The organism is Flectobacillus longus (genome assembly GCF_030056705.1).
GTDB lineage: Bacteria > Bacteroidota > Bacteroidia > Cytophagales > Spirosomataceae > Flectobacillus > Flectobacillus longus.
This window is the reverse complement of record NZ_JASHIC010000028.1, coordinates 22,122-44,463: the sequence shown is the minus strand read 5'-3', so window position 1 is coordinate 44,463 and position 22,342 is coordinate 22,122. Positions and strand designations below refer to the sequence as shown.

Below are 22,342 nucleotides of genomic sequence, written 5' to 3'. Positions count from 1 at the left end.
CTGATATTTCTACCCTATTTCAACGCTTTATAAACCACATCCATTACTTTTCTACGAATACCTAATGTATTGATTTTGGTGTTTTCAGCTGAAGTATTTACTCTGTTAGATAGAAATACAAATACGATTTCCTTGGTTGGGTCTACCCACACAAGCGTGCCTGTATAGCCTGAGTGTCCATACGAGGTGGGTGATACCAAAGAAGATATATAGCTACTAGAGCCTCCTGATGGCAATCTATCCCAGCCCAATGAGCGATGACTTCTTGGAGATTTGGTTTGGGTAAAATATTCGACAGTACTTTCTTCCAAGTACTTTTTGCCAGCATACGAGCCTTTGAGTAAATTCATTTGCATCAAAATAGCCAAATCTTTGGCTGAACTAAACAAACCTGCATGTCCAGATACCCCTCCCAACATGGCAGCGGTTTGGTCTTGTACCGTTCCTTGTAGTAATCTCTCTCTAAAAACCTTATCGTTTTCAGTCGGTGCCATCTGAACTTTTGGAAAACGTTGTAAAGGATTATAGCCCGTAGTAGCTAGCCCTAATGGCTGATAAAACGTGTTTTTTACAAAAATATCCAAAGGTTGACCTGATACTTTTTCTACTAAATGTTGCATCATAATCAAACCCAAATCACTGTAGACAAATCCGTAATGTCCTTCTTTGTCTTTTTTACCAGTCAACGACGATTGAATTACCCAATGCCAAACAGAATCACGAATGGCAGTTTTGGCATACATTCCTTCGGCTACTTGCAATGGGTATTCTGACGATTCGATATTGCTGTAATATTCATTTTTCCAACCTAAAGGTGTGCGTGTACGATTCCAAAAAGGGATATAAGCTACTAACCCTGCCTGATGCCAAAGCACATCTTTGATGGTAATATGTTCTTTGTTGGTGCCACGTAACTCCTCTAAATAAAAAGAGACCTTTTGTTCAAGGTCTATTTTCTTTTGATCGTATAAAGCCATAATGGCTTGTAAGGTGGCTGATACTTTGGTCACTGATGCCAAATCATAAATGGTTTGGTCGTTGACTGGATTGCTGGACGACTCATAACTTAGCCGTCCGAAGTTTTTCTGATATACAATTTGTCCTTTACGAGCTACCACCACTTGACAGCCGGGAAAAGCTTTTTGCTCAATGGCACTCTGAACAATCGTATCTATTTGGTTAAGTGTTGTGGTATTAAAACCCAAACCTTCAGGATTACCATCTTGTACCAATCCTGTTTGATTGGTAATAATACCATCTCCTGCTTTGTACAATCCTTCTACAGATACTGGAAGTTTTCCTTTGGCTGAAAGTCGACCAAAAATCACATTAGCAACTGCTTTGTGCGCTTCAGACACATCCTCGTAGCCACAAATTACGGTTTTGGACTCGTTAAAATATTTTAAACTGTAAGGGTTTCCAAAAACACATAGAATGACATTGGTTTTCTTTTCTAGTTTTTTGATAAACTCCTGCATTGAAGTACTTACTCCGTAGCGTGTATATGGCGTGTTTTTCAAATCATGAATCCCAACAACCACCGTGCTAGTTGAGTCTACTGAGCGAAGGACTTCATTATAAAATGCCTCAGAATTTTTGCCTCCGCTAGTAAAATGTTGGAAGTTACCGTATTGATCCAAAGCCCTTTCAAAACTATTATCAGGACTGATATCAAGACCGACTGAAACCAATTTTTTGTCTCCCCCACTCATTGGAAGTAAAGTCTGGTCATTTTTCACCAAAGTCACAGCACCATTGAATAACTCTTGACGAATGGCTGCTGCCTCTTGCGTATGAAGGTCTTGATATAGGTTAGTAGTCTCAACATATTTGAATTTGTTTAACCCTACCCAATATTTAGCATGTAAAATTTTCTTTACTCTATAATCTACCTCCGCTTGTGGAATGGTGCCATTGGTAATGGCTTCTTTGATTTTTTTGATACCTTCTGGAATATTTTCAGAGTATAACAAAATATCATTTCCTGCCAAAAACGCTTGCAAATCTACGCCACCGGGTATATGAGGAGATGTTTGAACTCCACGCATATTTAAGGCATCAGTAATAACTAATCCTTTAAAACCCATTTCTTGTTTCAACAAATTTGTCACAATAGTTGGAGAAAGCGTGGCAGGTTTCCAATCATATACTGGTACTTGGAGGTGTCCAACAATAACAGACTTGATAGAATCATTAATTAATCGTTGGAAAGGATACAACTCCATATCCTTGAGGCGTTGTGCACTATAAGCCAATTGAGGTAAGGTACGATGGGAGTCTCCATGTGTATCGCCATGCCCCGGAAAATGTTTGGCACAAGCAAGTAACTGCTCGGCCTGCATACCACGCATATAAGCACTACTTTTGGCAGCTACATTCTCGCGTAGCTCACCGAAAGAACGGTGTCCAATAATCGGATTATTAGGGTTGCTGTTGATATCTACTACAGGAGCAAAATTGAGATGCACACCCAAACGCTTACATTGACGAGCAATTTCTTGCCCCATACGATAAATCAAGTCGTTGTCTTGAATCGCACCAAGGGTAATTTGTTTCGGAAAAGCCATCGTATAATTCATACGCATAGCCAAACCCCATTCGCCATCGATGGATACTAATAAAGGAACACGAGCTTGTGATTGAAGACGGTTATTGATTTGTGCTTGAAGGTGAGGTTCGCTTTTGAAGAAAATTACTCCTCCTACTCCATAATTATTGACAAGAGTTTCGACTTTTTTGAAATGTCCTTCTCCATTATTGGGATGTACAGCCAACATGAAAAACTGACCTATTTTTTGGTCATCTGTCAAAGTTGTAAATACACTATCAACCCATTGATTTTCTAGTAAAATACTGCTGGTGTTGAAAAGTGGAGCATTGGGTGGTGTAAAAACCATATTAGCAATCGGGTGCGCTATTGCCACACGACGAACACGTGCACGACTTTTGCGTGATCGACTACTTTTGCGGCTCACATGGCGACGCTTTCGGGCTCTTTGCTGTTCAAGCGGTGAAGCCGACGAAACATCCGTTGCCACAACTAGGGCACCTAACAATAGGGTTATAATACAACTTAACGCTAATAATCTTTTCAACATCTTCTTCTCTAATTTCCTATTCAGTCTATTGCTAAACTAAACGAATTCGATGGTTAGGTTATCTTTTATTGTCCGTTTTGACAATCATTTTCCACAAAAACCTCTCTCCAAGCCTAGTTCCACAAAACAAATTTTCTTTTAAATAACAAATTTACCATAAATACTTTGGCATTAAAAACCTGAAACCAAACTTATTATCAATTGAGTGAATTGTGATGGAGGGTTTGAGTGATTTTACTTATTTATGTATTCATGTGGCATTGTGAGTCATAAATTAGGGTTGTTATGAAGGATTTCATTTTGCCCAAAAGAGTTCTTATGATTAGTATTTTTGGATGTAGTGGCAACCATTGCAGTTGCTGCCTTCAAAATAGCAACTACAAGAGTTGCCGCGACATCAATTTCATTAAAAAAAGCGGTCAGAAAAACAATTTCTGACCGCTTTTGGGGTAATAATATGCTATGTCTAACTCGGCTTAAGACGCAAAGCATTACGTCTCTACCAATGACAATGTATTTTTAATAATCACTCAAGCTCTCATTCACTCAATTCAACTGAAACTATTGTTCCATCAAATAAGCTTTGATGAATTCGTTGATTTCACCGTTTAATACAGCATCTGTATTAGAAGTCTGGTAATTGGTTCTATGGTCTTTTACACGACGGTCGTCGAGGACATAACTACGGATTTGTGAACCCCACTCAATCTTTTTCTTTCCTGCTTCTACCTCGGCACGAGCAGCATTACGCTTTTCGATTTCGATTTGATAGAGTTTAGACTTCAATAATCGTAGGGCAACCTCCTTGTTTTGTAGCTGTGAACGCTCTTGCTGACAAGCAATAATAATACCCGAAGGTTTGTGCGTCAAACGTACTGCTGTTTCTACTTTGTTTACGTTCTGACCACCTGCTCCTCCCGAACGGAAAGTATCCCATTCGATATCGGCTGGATTAACATCAATTTCAATCGTATCATCGGCCAATGGATATACATATACCGACGCAAAAGAAGTATGACGACGAGCATTGGAGTCAAATGGAGAAATACGAACTAAGCGGTGTACCCCATTTTCGGACTTAAGATTTCCATAGGCAAATTCGCCATCAATTTCGAGTGTCACGGATTTAACACCCGCTACATCGCCATCGTTATGGTCTACTTCTCTTACTTTGAAGTTGTTTTTTTCGCCCCACATGATATACATACGCATCAGCATAGCTGCCCAGTCTTGCGACTCTGTCCCTCCTGCTCCTGCGTTGATTTCTAATACGGCAGACATATTATCGCCTTCGTCAGACATCATTTTGCGGAATTCGAGTTCGCCTAGCTGTTTTTCCAGTTTTTCGCCTTCGGCATCTACCTCTGCCTCAGAAGCTTCGCCAAGGTCATAAAACTCAAACATAGTTTCTAAATCGCCTAAATGTCCATTAGCTTTATCAAAACCTGCTGTCCAGAACTTCAGTTCACGCATTTGGCGCATGATGCTTTCTGCTTTTTTGGGGTCATTCCAAAATTCAGGATCTAGCGTGATGGTTTCTAATTCTGAAATTTGGTACTTCTTGTTATCGTAGTCAAAGATACCTCCTCAAAGCCTCTACTCTGGCTTTCAGGTCATTGAACCTGTCTCTTGTCATGTTGTTTGATTGTTTTAATTGAGGTGCAAAGATAGTGCATTTTTAGGGAAGAAATAACAGCGACTTCGGTATTCGGATTGAGGATATTTGATTTCGAATTTGTACTAATTTATCGAAATAGGGCTGGTAAATTTTATTCCGAAAACCAATTCTCATATCTCTATTTCGTCACCCAATCATGTGAAGCAGCATATAAAGTAGTTTTTCTGAAAAAGTTTAAAATGAGTGTTTTAGAAAAACGTTGCCTTTTTTTGACCACATCATTGGGTGATAATTAAATCTGAGTCACAATTCTTATCGTTAGTTAAGTACAAAAGTCTTCAAACGATGGCTTTACGTCCTTTACTTTATTCCCTTAAATTTTTCCTTATTTATGAAAACTAACAAATTCCTTACATTGGCCCTAGCTGTAATAGGCGCTGGTATGATTCAATGGTCTTGTAGCAAAAACGAAGATAGCATCGAGCCTGTTCAGCAAGACCCTAACGCACCCAAAGGTCAAGTACGCATTGGCGTGACGGATGCTCCTATCGACAATGCCGAAGTTAAAGGTGCTTTTGTTACAATCACTGAAGTACGTGTTGATGGTAGAGTTTTCGATGCTTTCAAAGGTCCTAAAACGGTCAATATTGCAGAACTTAACAACGGAAATTTCCTAACGCTTGGCGAAGGGCAGTTGCAAGCAGGTACTTATTCAAAATTGACTTTTTTCTTTGATTATGAAAAAGATGCAATGGGAAATGCACCAGGGTCTTACATTCTTAAGGCTGATGGTACAAAAAGTAAACTAGTTATTTCGGGAAATGCCCGTAACTATCTTGACCTAAATACAAAACCTTTTACCATTAGTCAGGATGGCACAACCGATTTGATGGTAGATTTTGATTTACGCAAAGCGATTAAAACATTCAATGAAAATGCACAAAAACAATACTCTTTTGTAACCTACGGCGAGTTACAATCCTCGATTCGAGTGGTAAACAAAACGGCTACGGGTACTATTTCTGGACAAGTGAGTGGTTATAATGCAGCCACAATGGGTAATGTAGTAGCCTTTGTGTATAAAAAAGGGGAGTTCAACCAAAACGTTGAAACAAAGGGTCAGGGAGAAAGTTCAGTAGAGTTTAAGAATGCCGTATCGAGTGCCAAGGTAGATGCCGCAGGTAATTTTAAGGTATCATTCTTGGAAGAAGGAGATTACGAAATCCATTTTGCTTCCTTCAAAAGCTCGGGCGATGCTAATTCGTCTGTAGCGCTAAACTCATTCTTGAACCTTTCAGGAAATCTTGATTTGACAAAACTTTCGGTAAAAAGTAGCACAGAGGTACGTTTATCACTATCTATCAAAGGTTTTTTAGGCTTATAAAAAGCAATAGATTATAAACAGCTCATTTTTTATCCGAAAAACACTGGTTGACGAGTGCTTATACCTTGAATTTATATCTTAACTTAATTTGTTTTGACAATCCTCCTTCGAATTTTCGGAGGAGGATTTCGTTTTTTACTAAGAGGGTTTACTGCTTTTGAATATTTATACTTCTTCCTCAATACCTTGAAGTTATCAAAATTGATAGATGAAGTATAAACTGTATAAGTTTAGCCAAAAACTTGTAATTAATCACTTAGCAGTTGACAGCTTATAACTATATTTGTAGCCAAATTGTACTTTTCCCTTTAAAATAGAACAAAATGGCAACAACTTATGATTTAATAGTGATTGGTTCAGGACCAGGTGGATATGTAGCTGCAATTCGTGCGTCTCAGTTGGGTTTGAAATGTGCCGTAGTAGAACGCGAATCGTTGGGAGGTATCTGCTTGAACTGGGGCTGTATTCCTACTAAAGCTTTATTGAAATCAGCGCAAGTTTTTGAATACATCAAACATGCTTCTGATTACGGTATCACTGTTTCTGAAGCTAGCGCAGATTTCGGTGCTGTTATCAAGCGTTCACGTGGCGTTGCCGATTCCATGAGCAAAGGTGTTCAATTCTTGATGAAGAAGAACAAAATTGACGTAATCATGGGTAACGGTAAAGTAAAACCTGGCAAAAAAGTAGAAGTAACCGCTGCTGATGGTGCTGTTACGGTATATGATGCCAAAAATATCATGATTGCTACTGGCGCACGTGCTAGAGCTTTGCCAAATATCCCTATCGATGGCGTAAAAGTAATCGACTACCGTAAAGCGATGTCTCTTGAAACTCAACCAAAATCATTAGTTGTGATCGGTTCTGGAGCAATCGGTGTTGAGTTTGCTTACGTGTACGCAGCTATGGGTACAAAGGTGACGATTGTAGAATTTATGCCAAACATCGTTCCTGTTGAAGATGAGGACGTATCTAAAGAATTGGCTAAACAATACAAAAAATTAGGTATCGATATTCATACAAACTCATCTGTTGAATCTGTAGATACCGCCGGTGAAGGTTGTAAAGTATCGGTAAAAACTCCTTCTGGTAACATCTCTATCGACTGTGACATCGTTCTTTCGGCTGCTGGTGTTATTTCTAACCTTGAAAACGTAGGTTTGGAAGATGTTGGTATCATTACTGACAAAGGCAAAATCTTGGTTAACCAATGGTACGAAACTAACATCCCAGGCTACTATGCTATTGGTGATGTTACGCCAGGTCCTGCATTGGCTCACGTAGCTTCTGCTGAAGGTATTATCTGTGTGGAGAAAATCGCTAACCACCCAGTTCATCCATTAGACTATAGCAATATTCCAGGCTGTACTTACTGCTCTCCAGAAATTGCTTCTGTAGGTCTTACTGAGAAAAAAGCAAAAGAAGCTGGATACGAAATCAAAGTGGGTAAATTCCCATTTGTAGCATCTGGTAAAGCTACTGCTGCTGGTGCTAGAGACGGTTTTGTGAAAGTAATTTTCGATGCAAAATACGGTGAATTCTTAGGTGCACACATGATTGGTTACAACGTAACTGAAATGATTGCTGAAGTAGTTGTGGCTCGTCGCCTTGAAACTACTGCTCATGAAATCATGACAGCTGTTCACCCTCACCCAACCATCTCTGAGGCTATCAAAGGTGCAACTGAAGCGGCTTATGGCTGTGCTGTTGACTTATAATCAGCGTTGATATTCTTCTATAAAGGCCGTGTAGAACCCTCTACACGGCCTTTGTTTTTTACATAACTTAGAATAAAATTAAAAGGCAGAAGATGATTTGAAAGAACTGAATTGCCCTTCTACTTTTATCATTTTATGAGTCTTCTCAAGATTTTATCATTTATGAAAAAATTTGCTCTCCTCTTTATATACTTTATTCCTCTTTGGAGTTTCGCACAGCTAAAAACAGATGTTCTTGTGATTGGTGGAGGTGCTAGTGGCGTGATGGCAGGTATTCAAGCTGCTCGGTTGGGTGTAAAGGTTACCATTATTGAAGAGGAAGCTTGGCTTGGAGGAATGCTTACTTCTGCGGGGGTCAGTGCCATAGATGGTAATCATCATTTACCAAGTGGGCTTTGGGCAGAATTCAAAAATGCACTTGTCAAACATTATGGTACAGCCACAGCCCTACAAACAGGTTGGGTAAGCCAAGTGATGTTTGAGCCTCAAGTAGGACAACAGATTCTTTCCGAGATGTGTAGTAAAGAATCAAACCTTCATGTCTTATTGGGCACTCGATATACCCAGATTATTGCTCAGAATAATAACTGGCTTGTCTCTTTGGCAGGAAATACCTCCGAAACTATTCAAGCCAAAATCCTTATCGACGCTACCGAGTTAGGCGATGTTGCAGCTCTCTTAGGGGTAAAATATGACTTAGGAATGGATGCCCAAAGTACCTATCACGAAAGAGTAGCCCCTCAGCAAGCCAATGACATTATTCAAGACTTGACATACGTGGCTGTACTAAAAGACTACCATCAGGTCCAAAAGCCTGTGAGTCCTTCTGCTGATTATCGTAGAGTGGATTTTATTTGTGCTTGTGAAAAATTATGCCCTGACAAACAAATGCCTAGACTTTGGGATTGTGAAAAAATGAAAACGTATGGGAAGCTACAAAACGACCTGTACATGATTAATTGGCCAATTCATGGCAATGATTATTATGCTAATATGGTTGATATGAATGCCGAACAACGCAAACAAGCCATTATTAAAGCCAAAGAGCATACCCGAAATTTTGTGTACTTCATGCAAACCGAATTAGGCTGGAACACCCTCGGATTAGCTGATATTTTTGAAACAAAAGATTCTCTTCCTATGATTCCCTACCACCGCGAAAGTCGACGTATCAAAGGACTGGCACGCATCAATATGAATCATCTTGAAAAACCATTTACCCAAGCCGAACCACTTTACCGTACAGGTATCGCCGTGGGAGATTATCCTATAGATCAGCACCATGGCAAAAACCCCAAAGCACCCGATTTGTACTTTGTTCCAGTACCTTCTTTCAATATTCCATTGGGGAGCCTTATCCCTGAGAATGTCAGTAATCTTATCGTTGCTGAAAAATCTATCTCCGTATCCAACCTTGTCAACGGAGCTTCACGCCTTCAGCCTGTTGTCATGGAAATAGGACAAGCAGCTGGCGTGCTGGCTAGTCTTGCGGTTCAAAATAAGGTTTCTCCAGAAAAGGTATCTATTCGAAAAGTACAAAATACCTTAGTCAACCAGAAAGCGTACCTGATGCCTTATATCGATGTCTCTCCTGAGCATCCTTATTTTAGAGCTATTCAAAAAATTGGAGCAACAGGTATCTTGAAGGGAGAAGGTAAAAACAACAAATGGTCGAATGAAACATGGTTCTACCCAGACTCCACCATTTTGTTGAAAGATTTCTTACTAGGATTAAAACCATACTATCCTAAGCTCAAGTTACCCACATTTATAGAGTCGGAGTTGAGTTATCCACTGAGTTATCCACAATTGGCGAGCATATTTATCCACATATCACCAAAATATCAAGTAAATCTTCCACCGACAGGAACTATCCAAAGAGGAGAACTTGCCTATCTTTTGGATAAAGTATTAAATCCTTTTTATCAAAAAATCGACCATCAAGGGTTTTTAGCACAAGAAAAAAACAAAAAAAATCCATAGAGTTACCTTCTATTTTTTACCTATTCTAGAAAGATAAATCTATGGATTTCGGAAAAAGGTTTTATCGGGATTATCCTATTTTAGCCAATAATTTTAACCAAGCTTTTCCCCAATGCTTTTCCCTGTAACATCAAGTCTAATTTTGCTGGAACTTCCTCTAAACCAATCTCATGACTAATTAAATTTAGGTTGTCTAACTTCCAGTCACTGGCTAAATGCTGCCAAATTTCTAGGCGTTTAGACATAGGACATTCGGCCGAATCTATACCTAGTAGGGCATTACCTCGTAAAATAAATGGAAATACCGAAGTAGGTAAATCAGGAGATGCCACCAGACCGCAAGCTGCAACGGCTCCGCCATAGTGAAGTGACTTCAAAATAGTTGCCAAGATATTCCCTCCTACGGTATCTACTGCTCCTGCATAAATGGACTTTAACATCGGACGACCAGAGGTATCATTCAAACTTTCACGGCTGACAATCTCGGTTGCCCCTAAACGCTGGAGTAACTCCGCTGCTTCGGGTTTTCCTGTGACAGCCACTACCTCGAAGCCTAATTTTGCTAAAATAGCTACCGACAAAATACCTACTCCACCCGTTGAACCTGTGACAATCACTTTGCCTTTTTCTGGACTAACCCCATATTTCAACAAAGCATCAATACATAAACCTGCCGTAAAACCCGCTGTACCCAATATCATCGCTTCAGCAAGGCTCAATCCTGCTGGCAGCGCAATTACCCATTTGGCAGGTACACGAATGTATTCGGCCAAAGCACCCGATGTATTCATTCCTAAATCGTAACTGGTGACTAATACTTCTTGTCCAACCGAAAAATTAGCATCGGTACTTTCAACCACGACACCCGAAGCATCAATCCCTGGCGTATGCGGATAATTACGGGTTACGCCTTTATTTCCAATCGAGGATAGGGCGTCTTTATAATTCAAAGTAGAATAATGGACTTTGATTAATACCTCACCTGCGGGTAAGTCTTCGATATTACGTTGCGTGATGGTTCTTACATATTGCTTTTCAGCAGTTTCGGAGACCACAAGGGCTTTAAATTGGTTCATAGTTTTGTTATGTTAATGGGCATTTTGCCCGCTTTAAGCTTTATGCATTAAGCTCAAAACTGTGCTTGCCTACGGCTTACTGCATAAAGCGTAATAATTCATTATTACTAATGATATATCTATCTATTACTTCTAATCAAAGAGTTATTTCAAAATTTCTATTCTTACCCAATATCTCAACTGAACTTTACCACTCTCATTAGATTGCTTTCAGATAAAATTCATTTATTTTGCTTTCTGTCATAAACTTCTACAAAATATCCCTGAAAGTCAAGCAATTACAAAGGGTACAGATACTTACAAAAAATGCAGTTTTGCTGACTATCAATGTTTTATTTTTTGAAATAATGGAAAAAAATCTTGTTGAATATAACTGTCCTTCAGATGTGTTTATGAAAGTCTTGAAGGGAAAATGCAAAACCACTTTATTGGTACTTATCAAAAAAGGGGTCAATCGATTTGGCGAAATGAAACGTGCGCTTCCAACCATTAGCGAACGTATGCTCGCTAAGCAATTAGATGAACTCGAAGCAGATGGTATTTTGAGTAGAACCGTTTTTGCCGAAGTTCCGCCACGTGTGGAATACGCTTTGACCGAATATGGAGAAACGCTTTACCCGATTGTAAAGGAAATTCGAAAGTGGGGACGTATTCATCAGGAAAAAACTTTACAAAATATGTAATTTTTTTTGATCCTACTGACATACCCTTGTCACTGAGCAGTAGTTATTTTGTCATGTCTTCAATGCAAAGCGAAAAGTTGAACATTGATATTTAGCCCATTGCAAAAACTTCTTATACTTTAAACTTCACAATCAAAATGACAACAAAACAAATCCCTGCTCAGAAGTATTTTATCTACAGTACTGAAACTACCTTACCGCATGTCAATACTATAGCTATGCGAGAAGTAGAACCTCTGTACGTAACAGCATCTCAATTAGGTTTAGAAGCACAAGGGCCCTTAGAGTTTATTTATTGGAATGCTTCTGGCGACCCGACCAAACCTTTTACACTCGAAATCGCATTGCCTGTCAATGAAGCAGAGGTTGAGTTACCTGAAAAATATACCTTAACAACACACGAAAGCTTCAAGGCTATGGCTCATGTGCATCATGGCGATTTCAGTAATATCGAGCCTGTATATGAAGTTTTATTTAAGGAATTATATGGCAGTGGCGCAAAACCCACCAATCAGGTTCGTGAAGTATATATCCATTGGGTTGATCTTACTTCAGCAGAAAACGTTACAGAGATTTTATTAGGAATAGAATAAGATTTATTTCGTCAAAACTCAAATCCTATTTGCTATGATTAAATTTGCTTATACCATTCTGTATGTCTCAGATGTTGAAAAGTCTATGGCATTTTATGAAAAGGCTTTTCAATTCACTACCAAGTTTATCAGCCCTGACAGCACGTATGCAGAGTTGATTACAGGTGAAACGACTTTATCTTTCGCTCATAAATCTTTAGCCACAAGTAATTTGCCTGAGGGTTTTCAGGAAAGTAGTCTTTCGTCTAAACCTTTCGCTATTGAAATTGGCTTTACTACTGATGATGTTGAAGCTTTGGTACAACAATCCATAGAAGCAGGCGCCATCTTGGTAGCACCTCCCAAACAAAAGCCTTGGGGGCAAACAGTAGCTTATGTGCGTGATATTGATGGCTTTTTGATAGAGCTTTGTACGCCGATGGGATGAGGAATATTGAGTGAGTTAGTGATTGGAGATTTAGTGATTCTCATTCTTAGGCATACATTATTCAAATCCTTTAATTCTTAAAATTATTTACAAAAAAAGGTTGTCAAAGCTCTATAGCCTCGACAACCTTTTTTCATTCTTTTATGTCAAACCTACAACACAAAACCAACACCTACGGTTGAGTGTGAAAACTCATCTACTAAAATAAAAGCTCCGTTAGATGGGTTATCTTCGTATTTATCAGCAAAAATTGGTTTGGCAGTTTTGATTGTTACCTCTGCAATTTCGTTTAATTTCAATTCTGAGAAATCAGCAATAACATCGTGATTTACGACATCGTACTTTTTATTCAAGCTTACAACTTTAGCTTTTGAATCGTTGATGCCATGCTGTAAAATGTAGTTACGACCCGAAGTAAGTGCTTGGGAGTCTAACCAACATACTTTTGCATTGATTTCTTTCAACTGCGCTGGTTGGTCATCTGATTTTACCAACATATTACCGCGCGATACATCTACATCTGTTTCGAGGGTAATTACTACAGATTCTTTTGGACCAGCCGTTTCGAGCTTTTGACCAAATTTCTCAATCGTCGCAATTTTTGTACTTTGTCCAGTTGGTAATACTGTTACAGTATCTCCTACGGTAAACTCACCACTAGCAATTTTACCTGCGTATCCTCTATAGTCGTGGAATTCTTCTGTTTTTGGACGAACCACAAATTGCACAGGGAAACGAGCCGAGTGCGAAGCACCAACTGCTGTTTCTGGATGGAATTGCTCTAATTCTTCTAATAATGGTAAGCCATTGTACCAAGACATTTCGTCAGATTTGGTAGAAAGGTTTTGTCCATATAAAGAAGACATAGGAATGAAAGTAATCTCTTGACCTTCGAAAGATACTTTTGAAGCTAAATCTTCAACGCTAGCTTTGATTTCGTTGAAACGCTCTTCGCTATAACCTACCAAGTCCATTTTGTTGACACAAACGATAACTTTTGGGATTCGTAAAGTAGAAGCGATAAAGAAGTGACGGTAAGTTTGTTCCAACACACCATTACGAGCATCGATCAAAATCATTGACACTTTTGTATTTGAAGCACCAGTTACCATGTTACGTGTATATTCGAAGTGCCCAGGCGTATCGGCAATGATATACTTACGTTTTGGTGTTGAGAAATAAATATGTGCCACGTCGATTGTGATACCTTGTTCACGCTCGGCAATAAGGCCATCAGTCAACAATGACAAATCAAGAAAATCAAGACCTTTTCTTTTCGAAGCCGCTTCAAGTGCTTCGATTTTGTCTTTTGTAATAGATTTTGTTTCGTATAATAAACGTCCAATCAATGTACTTTTTCCGTCATCAACCGAACCTGCTGTTGCTATTCTTAAAATGTCCATCTACTGAGTGTGGAGTTTTGAGTGCGGAGTGAGGAGTTAAAATTTTCATCAATATTGATACTTTTCTCACTCTCAATTTATTTCTTATTATTTTCTTTTGCCGTTTTACCAGATGCAATAAAAATGGCTACTAGCTCATTTGCTTCATTCATCAAACTTTGCAGTAATACCTCTTTTATAATTCCTGACTCAACTAATAATTCCATCCAGAACAATGCTTCATCTGCTTCTTCTATCACAATTCCAATTTTTGAGATAAAATCAGATTGAGATCTTGCTCTGCAAGAAGCTCGATAATTAGCTCCTACAGAAGTACCACAACGAAGTAATTGTTTTCCAATAACTTGGCAGGATAAATTATTGGGTAGTTTATCAACAAGATTGATTATTCGGAGTGCAAATGCTTTAGTACGAACTTTAAGGTTTTCGTGTTTCATTTTGTAGAAAATAAAGAAATAGGTGATTTTTATTTCTTAGTAATTTACAAAAAGTTAACTCAACATTCATCACTCACAACTCATCACTTAGAAATATCCTTGTTGCTTGCGTTTTTCCATGGCAGCTTCAGAGCGCTTGTCGTCGATGCGGGCACCACGTTCTGAAATTTCTGCTGAAAGGATTTCGCCAATAATATCATCTAGCTCTACTGCTTCTGAAGATACTGCTGCTGTACAAGTCATGTCGCCTACTGTACGGAAACGTACTGTAGCTTCGAATGGAATTTCCTCTGCATCTTTGTTTAAGTATTCAGAATCAGCCCAAAGCATTCCATCTCTTTCAATTACCTGACGTTTGTGCGAGTAATAGATTGAAGGAATCGCCATTTTCTCTTCCTTAATATAATTCCAAACATCTAATTCTGTCCAGTTTGAAATAGGGAAAACACGTACGTTTTCACCAATAGAAATACGTCCATTCAACATATCGAACAACTCAGGACGTTGACGCTTAGCATCCCACTGACCGAAGTCGTCACGTACTGAGAAAATACGCTCTTTAGCACGAGCTTTTTCTTCGTCACGACGAGCGCCACCGATACAAGCATCAAACTTAAATTCTTCGATTGTGTCTAGCAAGGTTACTGTTTGCAAAGCATTTCTTGAAGCATACTTACCTGTCTCTTCTTTTACTTTGCCTTGGTTGATAGAATCTTGCACATAACGAACGATTAGGTCGGCACCTACTTCGTTGGCTAGCCAGTCTCTAAACTCAACTGTTTCAGGGAAGTTATGTCCAGTATCGATATGTACTAATGGGAAAGGAATTTTCCCTGGATAAAACGCCTTTTGTGCCAAGCGCACAAGGGTAATAGAGTCTTTACCCCCTGAAAATAACAAAGCAGGACGCTCAAACTGCGCCGCTACTTCGCGAATAATATAAATTGCTTCGTCTTCCAACTCACGAGGAAATACGCCCCATTTTGGTTGCGCTTCGGAAGCTACTTCAACATCTTTTTCTATCGATACATTACTCATATTCTATTATTATTTAATCAATATTCTTCTATATATTGAGTGATTTGAGAATGAGCGATTTGACTCATTCATGGTCAAATTGACAAATTCACTAAGTTAGTGGGCAAAATAAAAATTACACATTCGGCTTTCAGCAAAAGTATCTCTCAATTCAATCAAGCGTTTTGGCTTAATGCCTAAAGCTTACAGCCCATAGCCTATTAATTCAATTTTATTTTGCTGTATGCAATCCACATTCTTTTTGAGATGCTTCCCACCACCAGCGACCAGCACGAGGATGCTCTCCTTCGGTGATAGCACGTGTACATGGCGCACAACCAATCGAAATAAAGCCTTTGCGGTGCAATGGACTATCAGGAACACGATTAGCTTTGATATAGGCCAATACCTCTTCGTAAGTCCAATGGATTAATGGATTGAATTTAACGATTTGATTAGCTTCATCCCACTCTACAATTGGCATATCCGAACGGTTATCTGATTGTTCGGCACGCAAACCTGTAATCCATACCTCAGCACCTGTTAGTGCGCGTTTTAGTGGTTCGATTTTACGAATAAAACAACATTCTTTACGATTCTCAACAGAGAAATAAAAACTATTGAAGCCCTTTTCCTTTGCCAAAGCTTCTACCTTCGCTGTATTGGGAAAATACGTTTCAAATGATTGATTGTACTTAGCTCTTGTAGCATCCATCAAATCGTACGTTTCCTGAAACAAACGACCAGTATCAAGCGTAAAGACACGAATATTGAGAGCAGCATTGGTAGGATTGTTCTTGTAGATTGCGTCGGTAATTACCTGATCTTCCTGCCCAAATGAAGTAGAAAACACTACATTTTGATAATTTTCGGCTACATACTGAAGCGCTTCGCCGAGAGAGAGTGATTCTAATGTTTGTTTTAACGCGAATAAATCTGCCATTTTCACATAAAGCAAGTATCGTACCTTGCTGATTTAGCGAGGCTTAGCCTCATTTCAATTCTACTACAAATATATATAAAGTCTAGTGATAAAGTAGTCTTTTTGGGTGAAATATTTTTTATTTACATGAAATTTTCTCACCCTAAAACTGTTATCTTTAAAAACAATAGTAGCAACCAAGAGTGTTGAGCATAAATATAAAAAGCTATGAATCAGGGACTTGCTTCGTATTTTGAAAAAACAAACAGTCGCAGCCGTATATCGGATATGGACTTAAAGGATTTGAAAAATCTTGTGCGGAAAGGAGAAGGTAGCCAACTTGAATTCAAGCTAAAAGCTAAGCATCCCGAAAAAATTATTCGTGAAATTGTAGCCTTTGCCAATACTGATGGCGGAACGTTATTGCTGGGTGTTGGCGATGACAAAAGTATTCCAGGTTTAAAATTCGCTGACGATGAGGAGTTTATTTTAGTTCGAGCCATTGAAAAGTTTTGTGATCCTCCTATTACTTTTCAGCTCGAACGAATGGCTATCACCGACGAACGAGAGGTTTTGATTTTTATCATACCTCAAAGTACGAAGAAGCCTCACTTTGTCAAATTATCTCCAACAGAGCCTCCCAAAGCTTACGTCAGAGTACAAGACCGTTCGGTACAAGCTAGTAAGGAAGTCAAGCAGATTTTACGTCGTGAAAATGAAGAAGGTATTAGGTTTATTTTTGGAGAGAAAGAAAAAGTACTGATGGAATACCTAGTGCAACATCAAAGTATTACTTTGGAGAAATTTGCTGAAATAGCTAAAATCCCACTTTGGTTAGCATCCAGAACCTTGGTTTTGTTGGTATTAGGACACGTGCTAAAAATACAACCTAGTGAAGTAGTAGACACCTATGTGATTTATTAACAAAATAATTCTTGAAAGCGTATTTTTTACATCTTACACTAGATGTAAAGATTCTAGCTAATTGCTAAATAATACTATAATTCATCTTTCTTTTATTTCTCGAACCTGCATTATGAAACATACTTACTCCATTTTATTATTTGGAGCATTTTGGGGCGCCTTTACTCTTACGTTAGGTTGCTCCCAAAAATCTATTGATAGCACCGATACTGCTACAGCCTCCTCTTTTGACTTAATTCAGCAAAAGATCTTGACTCCTTCTTGTGCCACTTCTGGCTGTCATGCCTCTACTAACGACAATACTTACACACAACATGGCTTGGTATTGGAAAAGTCTGTGGCTTACCAAAATTTAGTAGGTATTGCTCCTAAAAATGATTTAGCAAAAGCAGAAAATCTCCAAAGGGTTAAGCCATTCAAATCACTAGAAAGTCTTATTTTTCATAAACTCGAATGGGATGCTAGTCACCACAGTGGCAAGCAGTATGGACTTCCAATGCCTCTTGGAAGCAATCCTTTATATGTGGGACAAATCGAATTTATTAGAAGATGGATAGAAGCTGGAGCTCCACGCACAGGCGACATCGTAGACAAAAAATTATTGGACGATACTACTCCAAGCTATGCTACTAGCAATACGCCTTTCGAAGCACTCAAAAGCCCTCAAGAAGAAGGAGTTACTGGAATTCAGCTACACGTGGATGCTTTTAATGTGGCAGCTAATTTTGAGAGGGAAATTTTCATCCGCAAAAGTTTGGGAAACACCAGCGATATATATGTCAACCGTATCAAGCTCAAGTCACGCTCCAATAGTCATCACTTAGTGCTCTATGACTTTAGAAATAAAGATAATGCTTTAATGATGCCTACTATTGATATTGTGCGAGATTTGCGTAATTCTGATAATTCATTGAATGCCCTTACGGTTCTACAAATGTCTAATCATATTTTCTTGGGAGGAGGCACCGACCCTAATCAAGATTATGTGTTTCCTGAGGGCATAGCCTTAAAACTTCCTGCGGGTGCTACGATTGATGTGAATCCACATTATTTCAACAAAACGAACCAGCCCTTTTTGGGTGAAAACTATGTCAATCTCTACACTATTCCTGCTTCAAAAGTACAGAAAGTAGTGCAAATGATTGATTTCAATAATACCAACTTTAGTCTTCCTGCCAATCAGCGCACCACTATTACCAAAGATTTTAAATTTGATAGCAATGTCACGATCGTTTCGCTCACCTCACATAATCATAAGTATGGCGAAAAATTTGTTATCAAAATCAAAGGAGGCACACGCGATGGCGAGACCGTTTATGAAAGCACCGACTGGGAACATCCTAAAGTGATTAATTTCAGCGTTCCTATTCAACTGAAAAAGGGCGAAGGATTAACCTCTGTAGTAACCTATAACAATACAACTAACAAAAACTTAGGCTTTGGTTTAACCTCTGAGGATGAAATGAATATCATCTTTGGATACTACTATGTTAATCCATAAAGCCAAATTCCAAATCATCAGCGACTTAATCCGTTCATAGATAAAATATATCTTTCATTAATTGGGGAACTTTTTCTTGATGAATAAATCAGAAGAGATATTATATTTGCTCACTTTTAGCACTTTGAAATATTATCAGACAAATATCTATTACAAAACCCCTAACTTTTTGTGTTTTTTATAGATTAGAGAAACATGCTTACCAACAATAAGTCATAATTTACAGATACTCAGACAAGTAATTCTAATCATTATTATAAAACACAAGCGATTCCATCTATGGAACACAAACATACCGACAAAGCCACAGCAGCGGGTCTGCTAGTGGCAATGGGAATTATCTACGGTGATATTGGTACATCCCCACTCTACGTAATGCAGTCTATAATAGGCTCCGCTCCTATCAATGAAACAACCGTTTTGGGCGGTTTATCTTGTATTTTTTGGACATTGACCTTACAGACAACACTCAAATATGTTATTCTAATTTTGCGAGCAGATAACCGAGGTGAGGGTGGTATTTTTGCACTATTTGCCTTAGTTCGTCGTCATGCAAAATGGCTCACAGTGCCTGCAATCATTGGTGGTGCTACCCTACTAGCCGACGGAATTATTACCCCTCCCGTATCAGTCGCCTCCGCTGTTGAAGGTCTTCGAATGATCAAACCAGACATTGAAACCGTACCAATTGTACTCGCAATTATTACAGTTTTGTTCATGTTCCAAGTACTGGGTACTAAAATGGTTGGTCGTGCATTTGGTCCTATTATGTTGATTTGGTTTAGTATGCTTGGCTTTCTGGGTATTGTATGGATTGCTAAAGACTGGAGCATTTTAAGGGCGTTTTCTCCACATTATGCGATTCAATTACTCACTAATCCTTACAATGGAGAAAGTGGCTTCTGGGCATTGGGTGCTGTGTTTCTTTGTACAACTGGTGCCGAAGCCTTGTATTCTGATTTAGGTCACTGTGGTAGAGGCAACATTCGAGTGAGTTGGATATTTGTAAAGATCTGTTTAATTCTTCAGTATTTTGGTCAAGGTGCTTGGTTAATTCATCAAAATGGAAGTCTTTTGAATGGACGCAAACCTATTTTTGAATTAATGCCAGAATGGTTCTTACTTTGGGGTATTGTGATTGCTACAGCTGCGGCTATTATTGCTAGCCAAGCCTTGATTTCTGGTTCATTTACGTTGGTATCAGAAGCAATTCGTTTGAATTTCTGGCCAAAAGTTCGTTTGAATTACCCTTCCGACCAAAAAGGTCAATTATATGTACCAAGTGTAAATATTTTCTTATGGTTGGGTTGTATGGGTGTGGTATTGTGGTTTAGAGAATCTGCCAATATGGAAGCGGCCTACGGTTTGGCAATTACCCTCACAATGTTGATGACCACAGCTCTGATGGCTTATTATTTACATGTCAAGAAATTTGATATGTGGTGGATTGTAGGTTTTATTGTAGTCTATGTGTCTATCGAAGGGTCTTTCCTTGTAGCCAACCTTCGTAAATTTGTACATGGGGGTTATGTATCATTGATTATTGCTGCTGCCATTATTTCATTAATGATTATCTGGTATCGTGCATTTATCATCAAAATGCGTTTAACTGAATATGTTAAGTTAGTAGATTATATAGAGCCATTAAAAGACTTGAGTCAAGATATGAGTATTCCCAAATATGCTACTCACTTGGTATTTATGTCGAATGCTGCCCGTACAAGCGAAATCGAATCGAAAATCATTTATTCGATTTTTCAAAAACGCCCAAAACGTGCTGATATTTATTGGTTCGTTCACGTAGATACTCTTGATGACCCTTACACGATGGAATACAAAGTGGATATCATCGAACCAGACGACGTAATTAAAGTAACTTTCCGTCTTGGTTTTAGAGTAGAACAAAAAATCAATTTATACTTCAGAAAAGTAGTTGAAGAATTAGTAAAAAATGGAGAAGTAGATATTACTTCTCGTTACGAATCACTCAACCGTCAGAATGTAATCGGAGATTTCCGTTTTGTGGTTTTGGAGAAATTCTTGTCTTACGACAACCAATTATCTATGTTTGAGTCTTTAATTATGAAAGCATATTTCTTTATTAAAGATTTTACTCCATCTGAAGATAAATGGTTTGGTTTGGATACCAGTGCCGTAAAAGTTGAAAAAGTCCCATTAGTCATTCGTCCAGCCGAAAACATCCGTTTGAAACGCATTGACTAATCATTTATCTATACTCAAATCGTGTTCTATCAATTTTTTGTATAGGACACGATTTTACTTTTAATAAACAATCATATATGAAAATTTTGATTACAGGAGGGGCTGGTTTTGTTGGTTCTGCTCTGGCAATTGCTCTAAAAACAAACTATCCCTCATACGAAGTTATTTGCCTTGACAACCTACGTCGTAAAGGTTCAGAATTAAACTTACCTCGTTTGGCTCAAGCTGGCGTTACATTTGTCCACGGCGACATTCGTAACAAAGAAGACTTTGATGCACTTCCTATGGTAGATGCCCTTATCGAAGCTTCGGCCGAACCTTCTGTTTTGGCAGGCTTAGATGGTACGCCTGATTACTTAATCAACACCAATTTGGTAGGTACTATCAACTGTTTGAACTTTGCTAAGAAAAGTAATGCTAACTTTATCTTCCTTTCAACCAGTAGAATTTATCCAATCAAAACGATTGAAAAACTCAATTTTGAAGAATCAGACACTCGTTTTGCTTTAGCTGATGAACAACCTGTAAGAGGTGTATCATCGAAAGGTATTGCTGAAGATTTTCCATTGGATGGCGCTCGTTCGTTGTATGGCGCTACGAAGTTGGCTTCTGAATTAATGATTCACGAATACAATGAGTTTTATGGTTTAAAAACTGTTATCAACCGTTGTGGTGTATTGACTGGTCCATGGCAAATGGGCAAAGTAGACCAAGGGGTAATGGTACTTTGGGTAGCAAAACACTATTTCGAGCAACAATTAGCCTATATCGGTTACGGCGGTTCAGGAAAGCAAACTCGTGATATGCTTCACGTACTTGACCTATATCGTTTGATTGATTTCCAATTGCATAATATGGATAAAGTAAATGGCGAAATCTTAAACGTGGGTGGTGGTGTCGAAGTAAGTGCTTCTTTACAAGAACTAACGCAGATTTGTCAGGAAGTAACTGGTAAGACAATTCCTATCAATAAAGTAACTGAAAACAGAGCTGCCGATATTCGTTTGTACGTAACCGACAACTCTAAGGTTACTGCCTTAACAGGATGGACACCAAGCATTTCAATGAAACAAATCGTCACAGAAATTACAGCGTGGTTAACTGAGTATGAAAGTCAATTGGCTTATGTATTGAAATAGCTTTCGGCAATCGGATGCACAAGCATTAGGATGCTTACCCCAATTTAGTGATTACTTAAAATATATTTTCACTTCTTTAGACGCAATGCTTTATGTCTAAAGAAGTGTCATTCAGAAATAATAGTACCAAAAAAGGCGTTCGAAATGAGTTTTTCGAACGCCTTTTTTGGTAGACAGTAGGAGATTAACCCCAATG

Annotated in this window: 17 protein-coding genes; 10 read left to right on the top strand and 7 right to left on the bottom strand. The window is 38.6% G+C overall.

The features are described from left to right. Positions 1–14: 14 nt before the first annotated feature. Positions 15–3,098, bottom strand: a complete 3,084-nt coding sequence (locus QM491_RS19890) for a serine hydrolase domain-containing protein (RefSeq protein WP_283329286.1) — start codon at positions 3,096–3,098, stop codon at positions 15–17. 561 nt (positions 3,099–3,659) lie between these two features. After that, a protein-coding gene (prfB, locus tag QM491_RS19885; protein ID WP_283329285.1) for a peptide chain release factor 2 occupies positions 3,660–4,734 on the bottom strand; the annotation gives its coding sequence in 2 pieces (ribosomal slippage) (positions 3,660–4,673 and positions 4,675–4,734; 1,074 coding nt in all). A gap of 373 nt (positions 4,735–5,107) precedes the next feature. On the opposite strand from prfB, the gene QM491_RS19880 reads away from it, so the two are divergent. The 3 genes from QM491_RS19880 (at position 5,108) to QM491_RS19870 (ending at position 9,801) form a co-directional block, all read left to right on the top strand. Further along, positions 5,108–6,100 (top strand): DUF4382 domain-containing protein, encoded by a 993-nt coding sequence (locus QM491_RS19880; RefSeq protein ID WP_283329284.1) that lies wholly within the window; start codon positions 5,108–5,110, stop codon positions 6,098–6,100. Positions 6,101–6,423: 323 nt separating this feature from the next. Beyond that, positions 6,424–7,818, top strand: coding sequence for a dihydrolipoyl dehydrogenase (lpdA, locus tag QM491_RS19875; protein ID WP_283329283.1), 1,395 nt, complete (start codon positions 6,424–6,426; stop codon positions 7,816–7,818). Positions 7,819–7,980: 162 nt separating this feature from the next. Next, positions 7,981–9,801 (top strand): FAD-dependent oxidoreductase, encoded by a 1,821-nt coding sequence (locus QM491_RS19870; protein ID WP_283329282.1) that lies wholly within the window; start codon positions 7,981–7,983, stop codon positions 9,799–9,801. A gap of 80 nt (positions 9,802–9,881) precedes the next feature. Here the strand turns inward: QM491_RS19870 and QM491_RS19865 are convergent, their stop codons facing one another. Then, entirely contained in the window at positions 9,882–10,877 is a 996-nt protein-coding gene (locus tag QM491_RS19865; RefSeq protein ID WP_283329281.1) for a YhdH/YhfP family quinone oxidoreductase, read from the bottom strand. A gap of 347 nt (positions 10,878–11,224) precedes the next feature. Between QM491_RS19865 and QM491_RS19860 the strand changes: the two genes are divergently transcribed. The 3 genes from QM491_RS19860 (at position 11,225) to QM491_RS19850 (ending at position 12,580) form a co-directional block, all read left to right on the top strand. Further along, on the top strand, positions 11,225–11,560 hold the full coding sequence (locus QM491_RS19860) for a winged helix-turn-helix transcriptional regulator (RefSeq protein ID WP_283329280.1): 336 nt from the start codon (positions 11,225–11,227) through the stop codon (positions 11,558–11,560). Positions 11,561–11,697: 137 nt separating this feature from the next. After that, positions 11,698–12,153, top strand: a complete 456-nt coding sequence (locus QM491_RS19855; RefSeq protein ID WP_283329279.1) for a GyrI-like domain-containing protein — start codon at positions 11,698–11,700, stop codon at positions 12,151–12,153. Between the two features lie 34 nt (positions 12,154–12,187). Further along, complete coding sequence (locus QM491_RS19850) at positions 12,188–12,580, top strand: VOC family protein (RefSeq protein ID WP_283329278.1); 393 nt, start codon at positions 12,188–12,190, stop codon at positions 12,578–12,580. A 152-nt stretch (positions 12,581–12,732) separates the two neighbouring features. Here QM491_RS19850 and QM491_RS19845 read toward each other — a convergent pair whose 3' ends face one another. The 4 genes from QM491_RS19845 to QM491_RS19830 all read right to left on the bottom strand — a co-directional run bounded on the left by QM491_RS19845 (position 12,733) and on the right by QM491_RS19830 (position 16,380). Then, positions 12,733–13,983, bottom strand: coding sequence for a sulfate adenylyltransferase subunit 1 (locus QM491_RS19845; protein WP_283329277.1), 1,251 nt, complete (start codon positions 13,981–13,983; stop codon positions 12,733–12,735). A 77-nt stretch (positions 13,984–14,060) separates the two neighbouring features. Next, positions 14,061–14,420, bottom strand: a complete 360-nt coding sequence (locus tag QM491_RS19840; RefSeq protein ID WP_283329276.1) for a four helix bundle protein — start codon at positions 14,418–14,420, stop codon at positions 14,061–14,063. An 87-nt stretch (positions 14,421–14,507) separates the two neighbouring features. Continuing rightward, positions 14,508–15,458, bottom strand: a complete 951-nt coding sequence (cysD, locus tag QM491_RS19835; protein ID WP_283329275.1) for a sulfate adenylyltransferase subunit CysD — start codon at positions 15,456–15,458, stop codon at positions 14,508–14,510. Positions 15,459–15,669: 211 nt separating this feature from the next. After that, the gene (locus QM491_RS19830; RefSeq protein ID WP_283329274.1) at positions 15,670–16,380 is read right to left on the bottom strand and encodes a phosphoadenylyl-sulfate reductase; all 711 of its coding nucleotides are present in this window, start codon (positions 16,378–16,380) and stop codon (positions 15,670–15,672) included. 207 nt (positions 16,381–16,587) lie between these two features. On the opposite strand from QM491_RS19830, the gene QM491_RS19825 reads away from it, so the two are divergent. From QM491_RS19825 to QM491_RS19810, 4 genes are all read left to right on the top strand, one after another. Further along, a complete protein-coding gene (locus tag QM491_RS19825) occupies positions 16,588–17,283 on the top strand; it encodes an AlbA family DNA-binding domain-containing protein (protein WP_283329273.1) in 696 nt (231 codons plus the stop codon). A 112-nt stretch (positions 17,284–17,395) separates the two neighbouring features. Further along, positions 17,396–18,784 carry a monooxygenase gene (locus QM491_RS19820; RefSeq protein WP_283329272.1) on the top strand — a complete coding sequence of 463 codons (1,389 nt, stop codon included), beginning with the start codon at positions 17,396–17,398 and terminating at the stop codon, positions 18,782–18,784. A 279-nt stretch (positions 18,785–19,063) separates the two neighbouring features. Further along, positions 19,064–21,007 carry a KUP/HAK/KT family potassium transporter gene (locus QM491_RS19815; protein ID WP_283329271.1) on the top strand — a complete coding sequence of 648 codons (1,944 nt, stop codon included), beginning with the start codon at positions 19,064–19,066 and terminating at the stop codon, positions 21,005–21,007. 77 nt (positions 21,008–21,084) lie between these two features. Then, a complete protein-coding gene (locus QM491_RS19810; RefSeq protein WP_283329270.1) occupies positions 21,085–22,146 on the top strand; it encodes an NAD-dependent epimerase/dehydratase family protein in 1,062 nt (353 codons plus the stop codon). Positions 22,147–22,342: the final 196 nt, after the last annotated feature.

Bases quoted from the DNA above. Each gene is read 5' to 3' on its own strand.
- QM491_RS19810 (WP_283329270.1), top strand. From the start codon at position 21,085: ATGAAAATTTTGATTACAGGAGGGGCTGGTTTTGTTGGTTCTGCTCTG.
- lpdA (WP_283329283.1), top strand. From the start codon at position 6,424: ATGGCAACAACTTATGATTTAATAGTGATTGGTTCAGGACCAGGTGGA.
- QM491_RS19830 (WP_283329274.1), bottom strand. From the start codon at position 16,380: ATGGCAGATTTATTCGCGTTAAAACAAACATTAGAATCACTCTCTCTC.
- QM491_RS19850 (WP_283329278.1), top strand. From the start codon at position 12,188: ATGATTAAATTTGCTTATACCATTCTGTATGTCTCAGATGTTGAAAAG.
- QM491_RS19840 (WP_283329276.1), bottom strand. From the start codon at position 14,420: ATGAAACACGAAAACCTTAAAGTTCGTACTAAAGCATTTGCACTCCGA.
- QM491_RS19890 (WP_283329286.1), bottom strand. From the start codon at position 3,098: ATGTTGAAAAGATTATTAGCGTTAAGTTGTATTATAACCCTATTGTTA.
- QM491_RS19860 (WP_283329280.1), top strand. From the start codon at position 11,225: ATGGAAAAAAATCTTGTTGAATATAACTGTCCTTCAGATGTGTTTATG.
- QM491_RS19825 (WP_283329273.1), top strand. From the start codon at position 16,588: ATGAATCAGGGACTTGCTTCGTATTTTGAAAAAACAAACAGTCGCAGC.
- QM491_RS19820 (WP_283329272.1), top strand. From the start codon at position 17,396: ATGAAACATACTTACTCCATTTTATTATTTGGAGCATTTTGGGGCGCC.
- QM491_RS19880 (WP_283329284.1), top strand. From the start codon at position 5,108: ATGAAAACTAACAAATTCCTTACATTGGCCCTAGCTGTAATAGGCGCT.
- QM491_RS19815 (WP_283329271.1), top strand. From the start codon at position 19,064: ATGGAACACAAACATACCGACAAAGCCACAGCAGCGGGTCTGCTAGTG.
- QM491_RS19865 (WP_283329281.1), bottom strand. From the start codon at position 10,877: ATGAACCAATTTAAAGCCCTTGTGGTCTCCGAAACTGCTGAAAAGCAA.
- QM491_RS19855 (WP_283329279.1), top strand. From the start codon at position 11,698: ATGACAACAAAACAAATCCCTGCTCAGAAGTATTTTATCTACAGTACT.
- cysD (WP_283329275.1), bottom strand. From the start codon at position 15,458: ATGAGTAATGTATCGATAGAAAAAGATGTTGAAGTAGCTTCCGAAGCG.
- QM491_RS19870 (WP_283329282.1), top strand. From the start codon at position 7,981: ATGAAAAAATTTGCTCTCCTCTTTATATACTTTATTCCTCTTTGGAGT.
- QM491_RS19845 (WP_283329277.1), bottom strand. From the start codon at position 13,983: ATGGACATTTTAAGAATAGCAACAGCAGGTTCGGTTGATGACGGAAAA.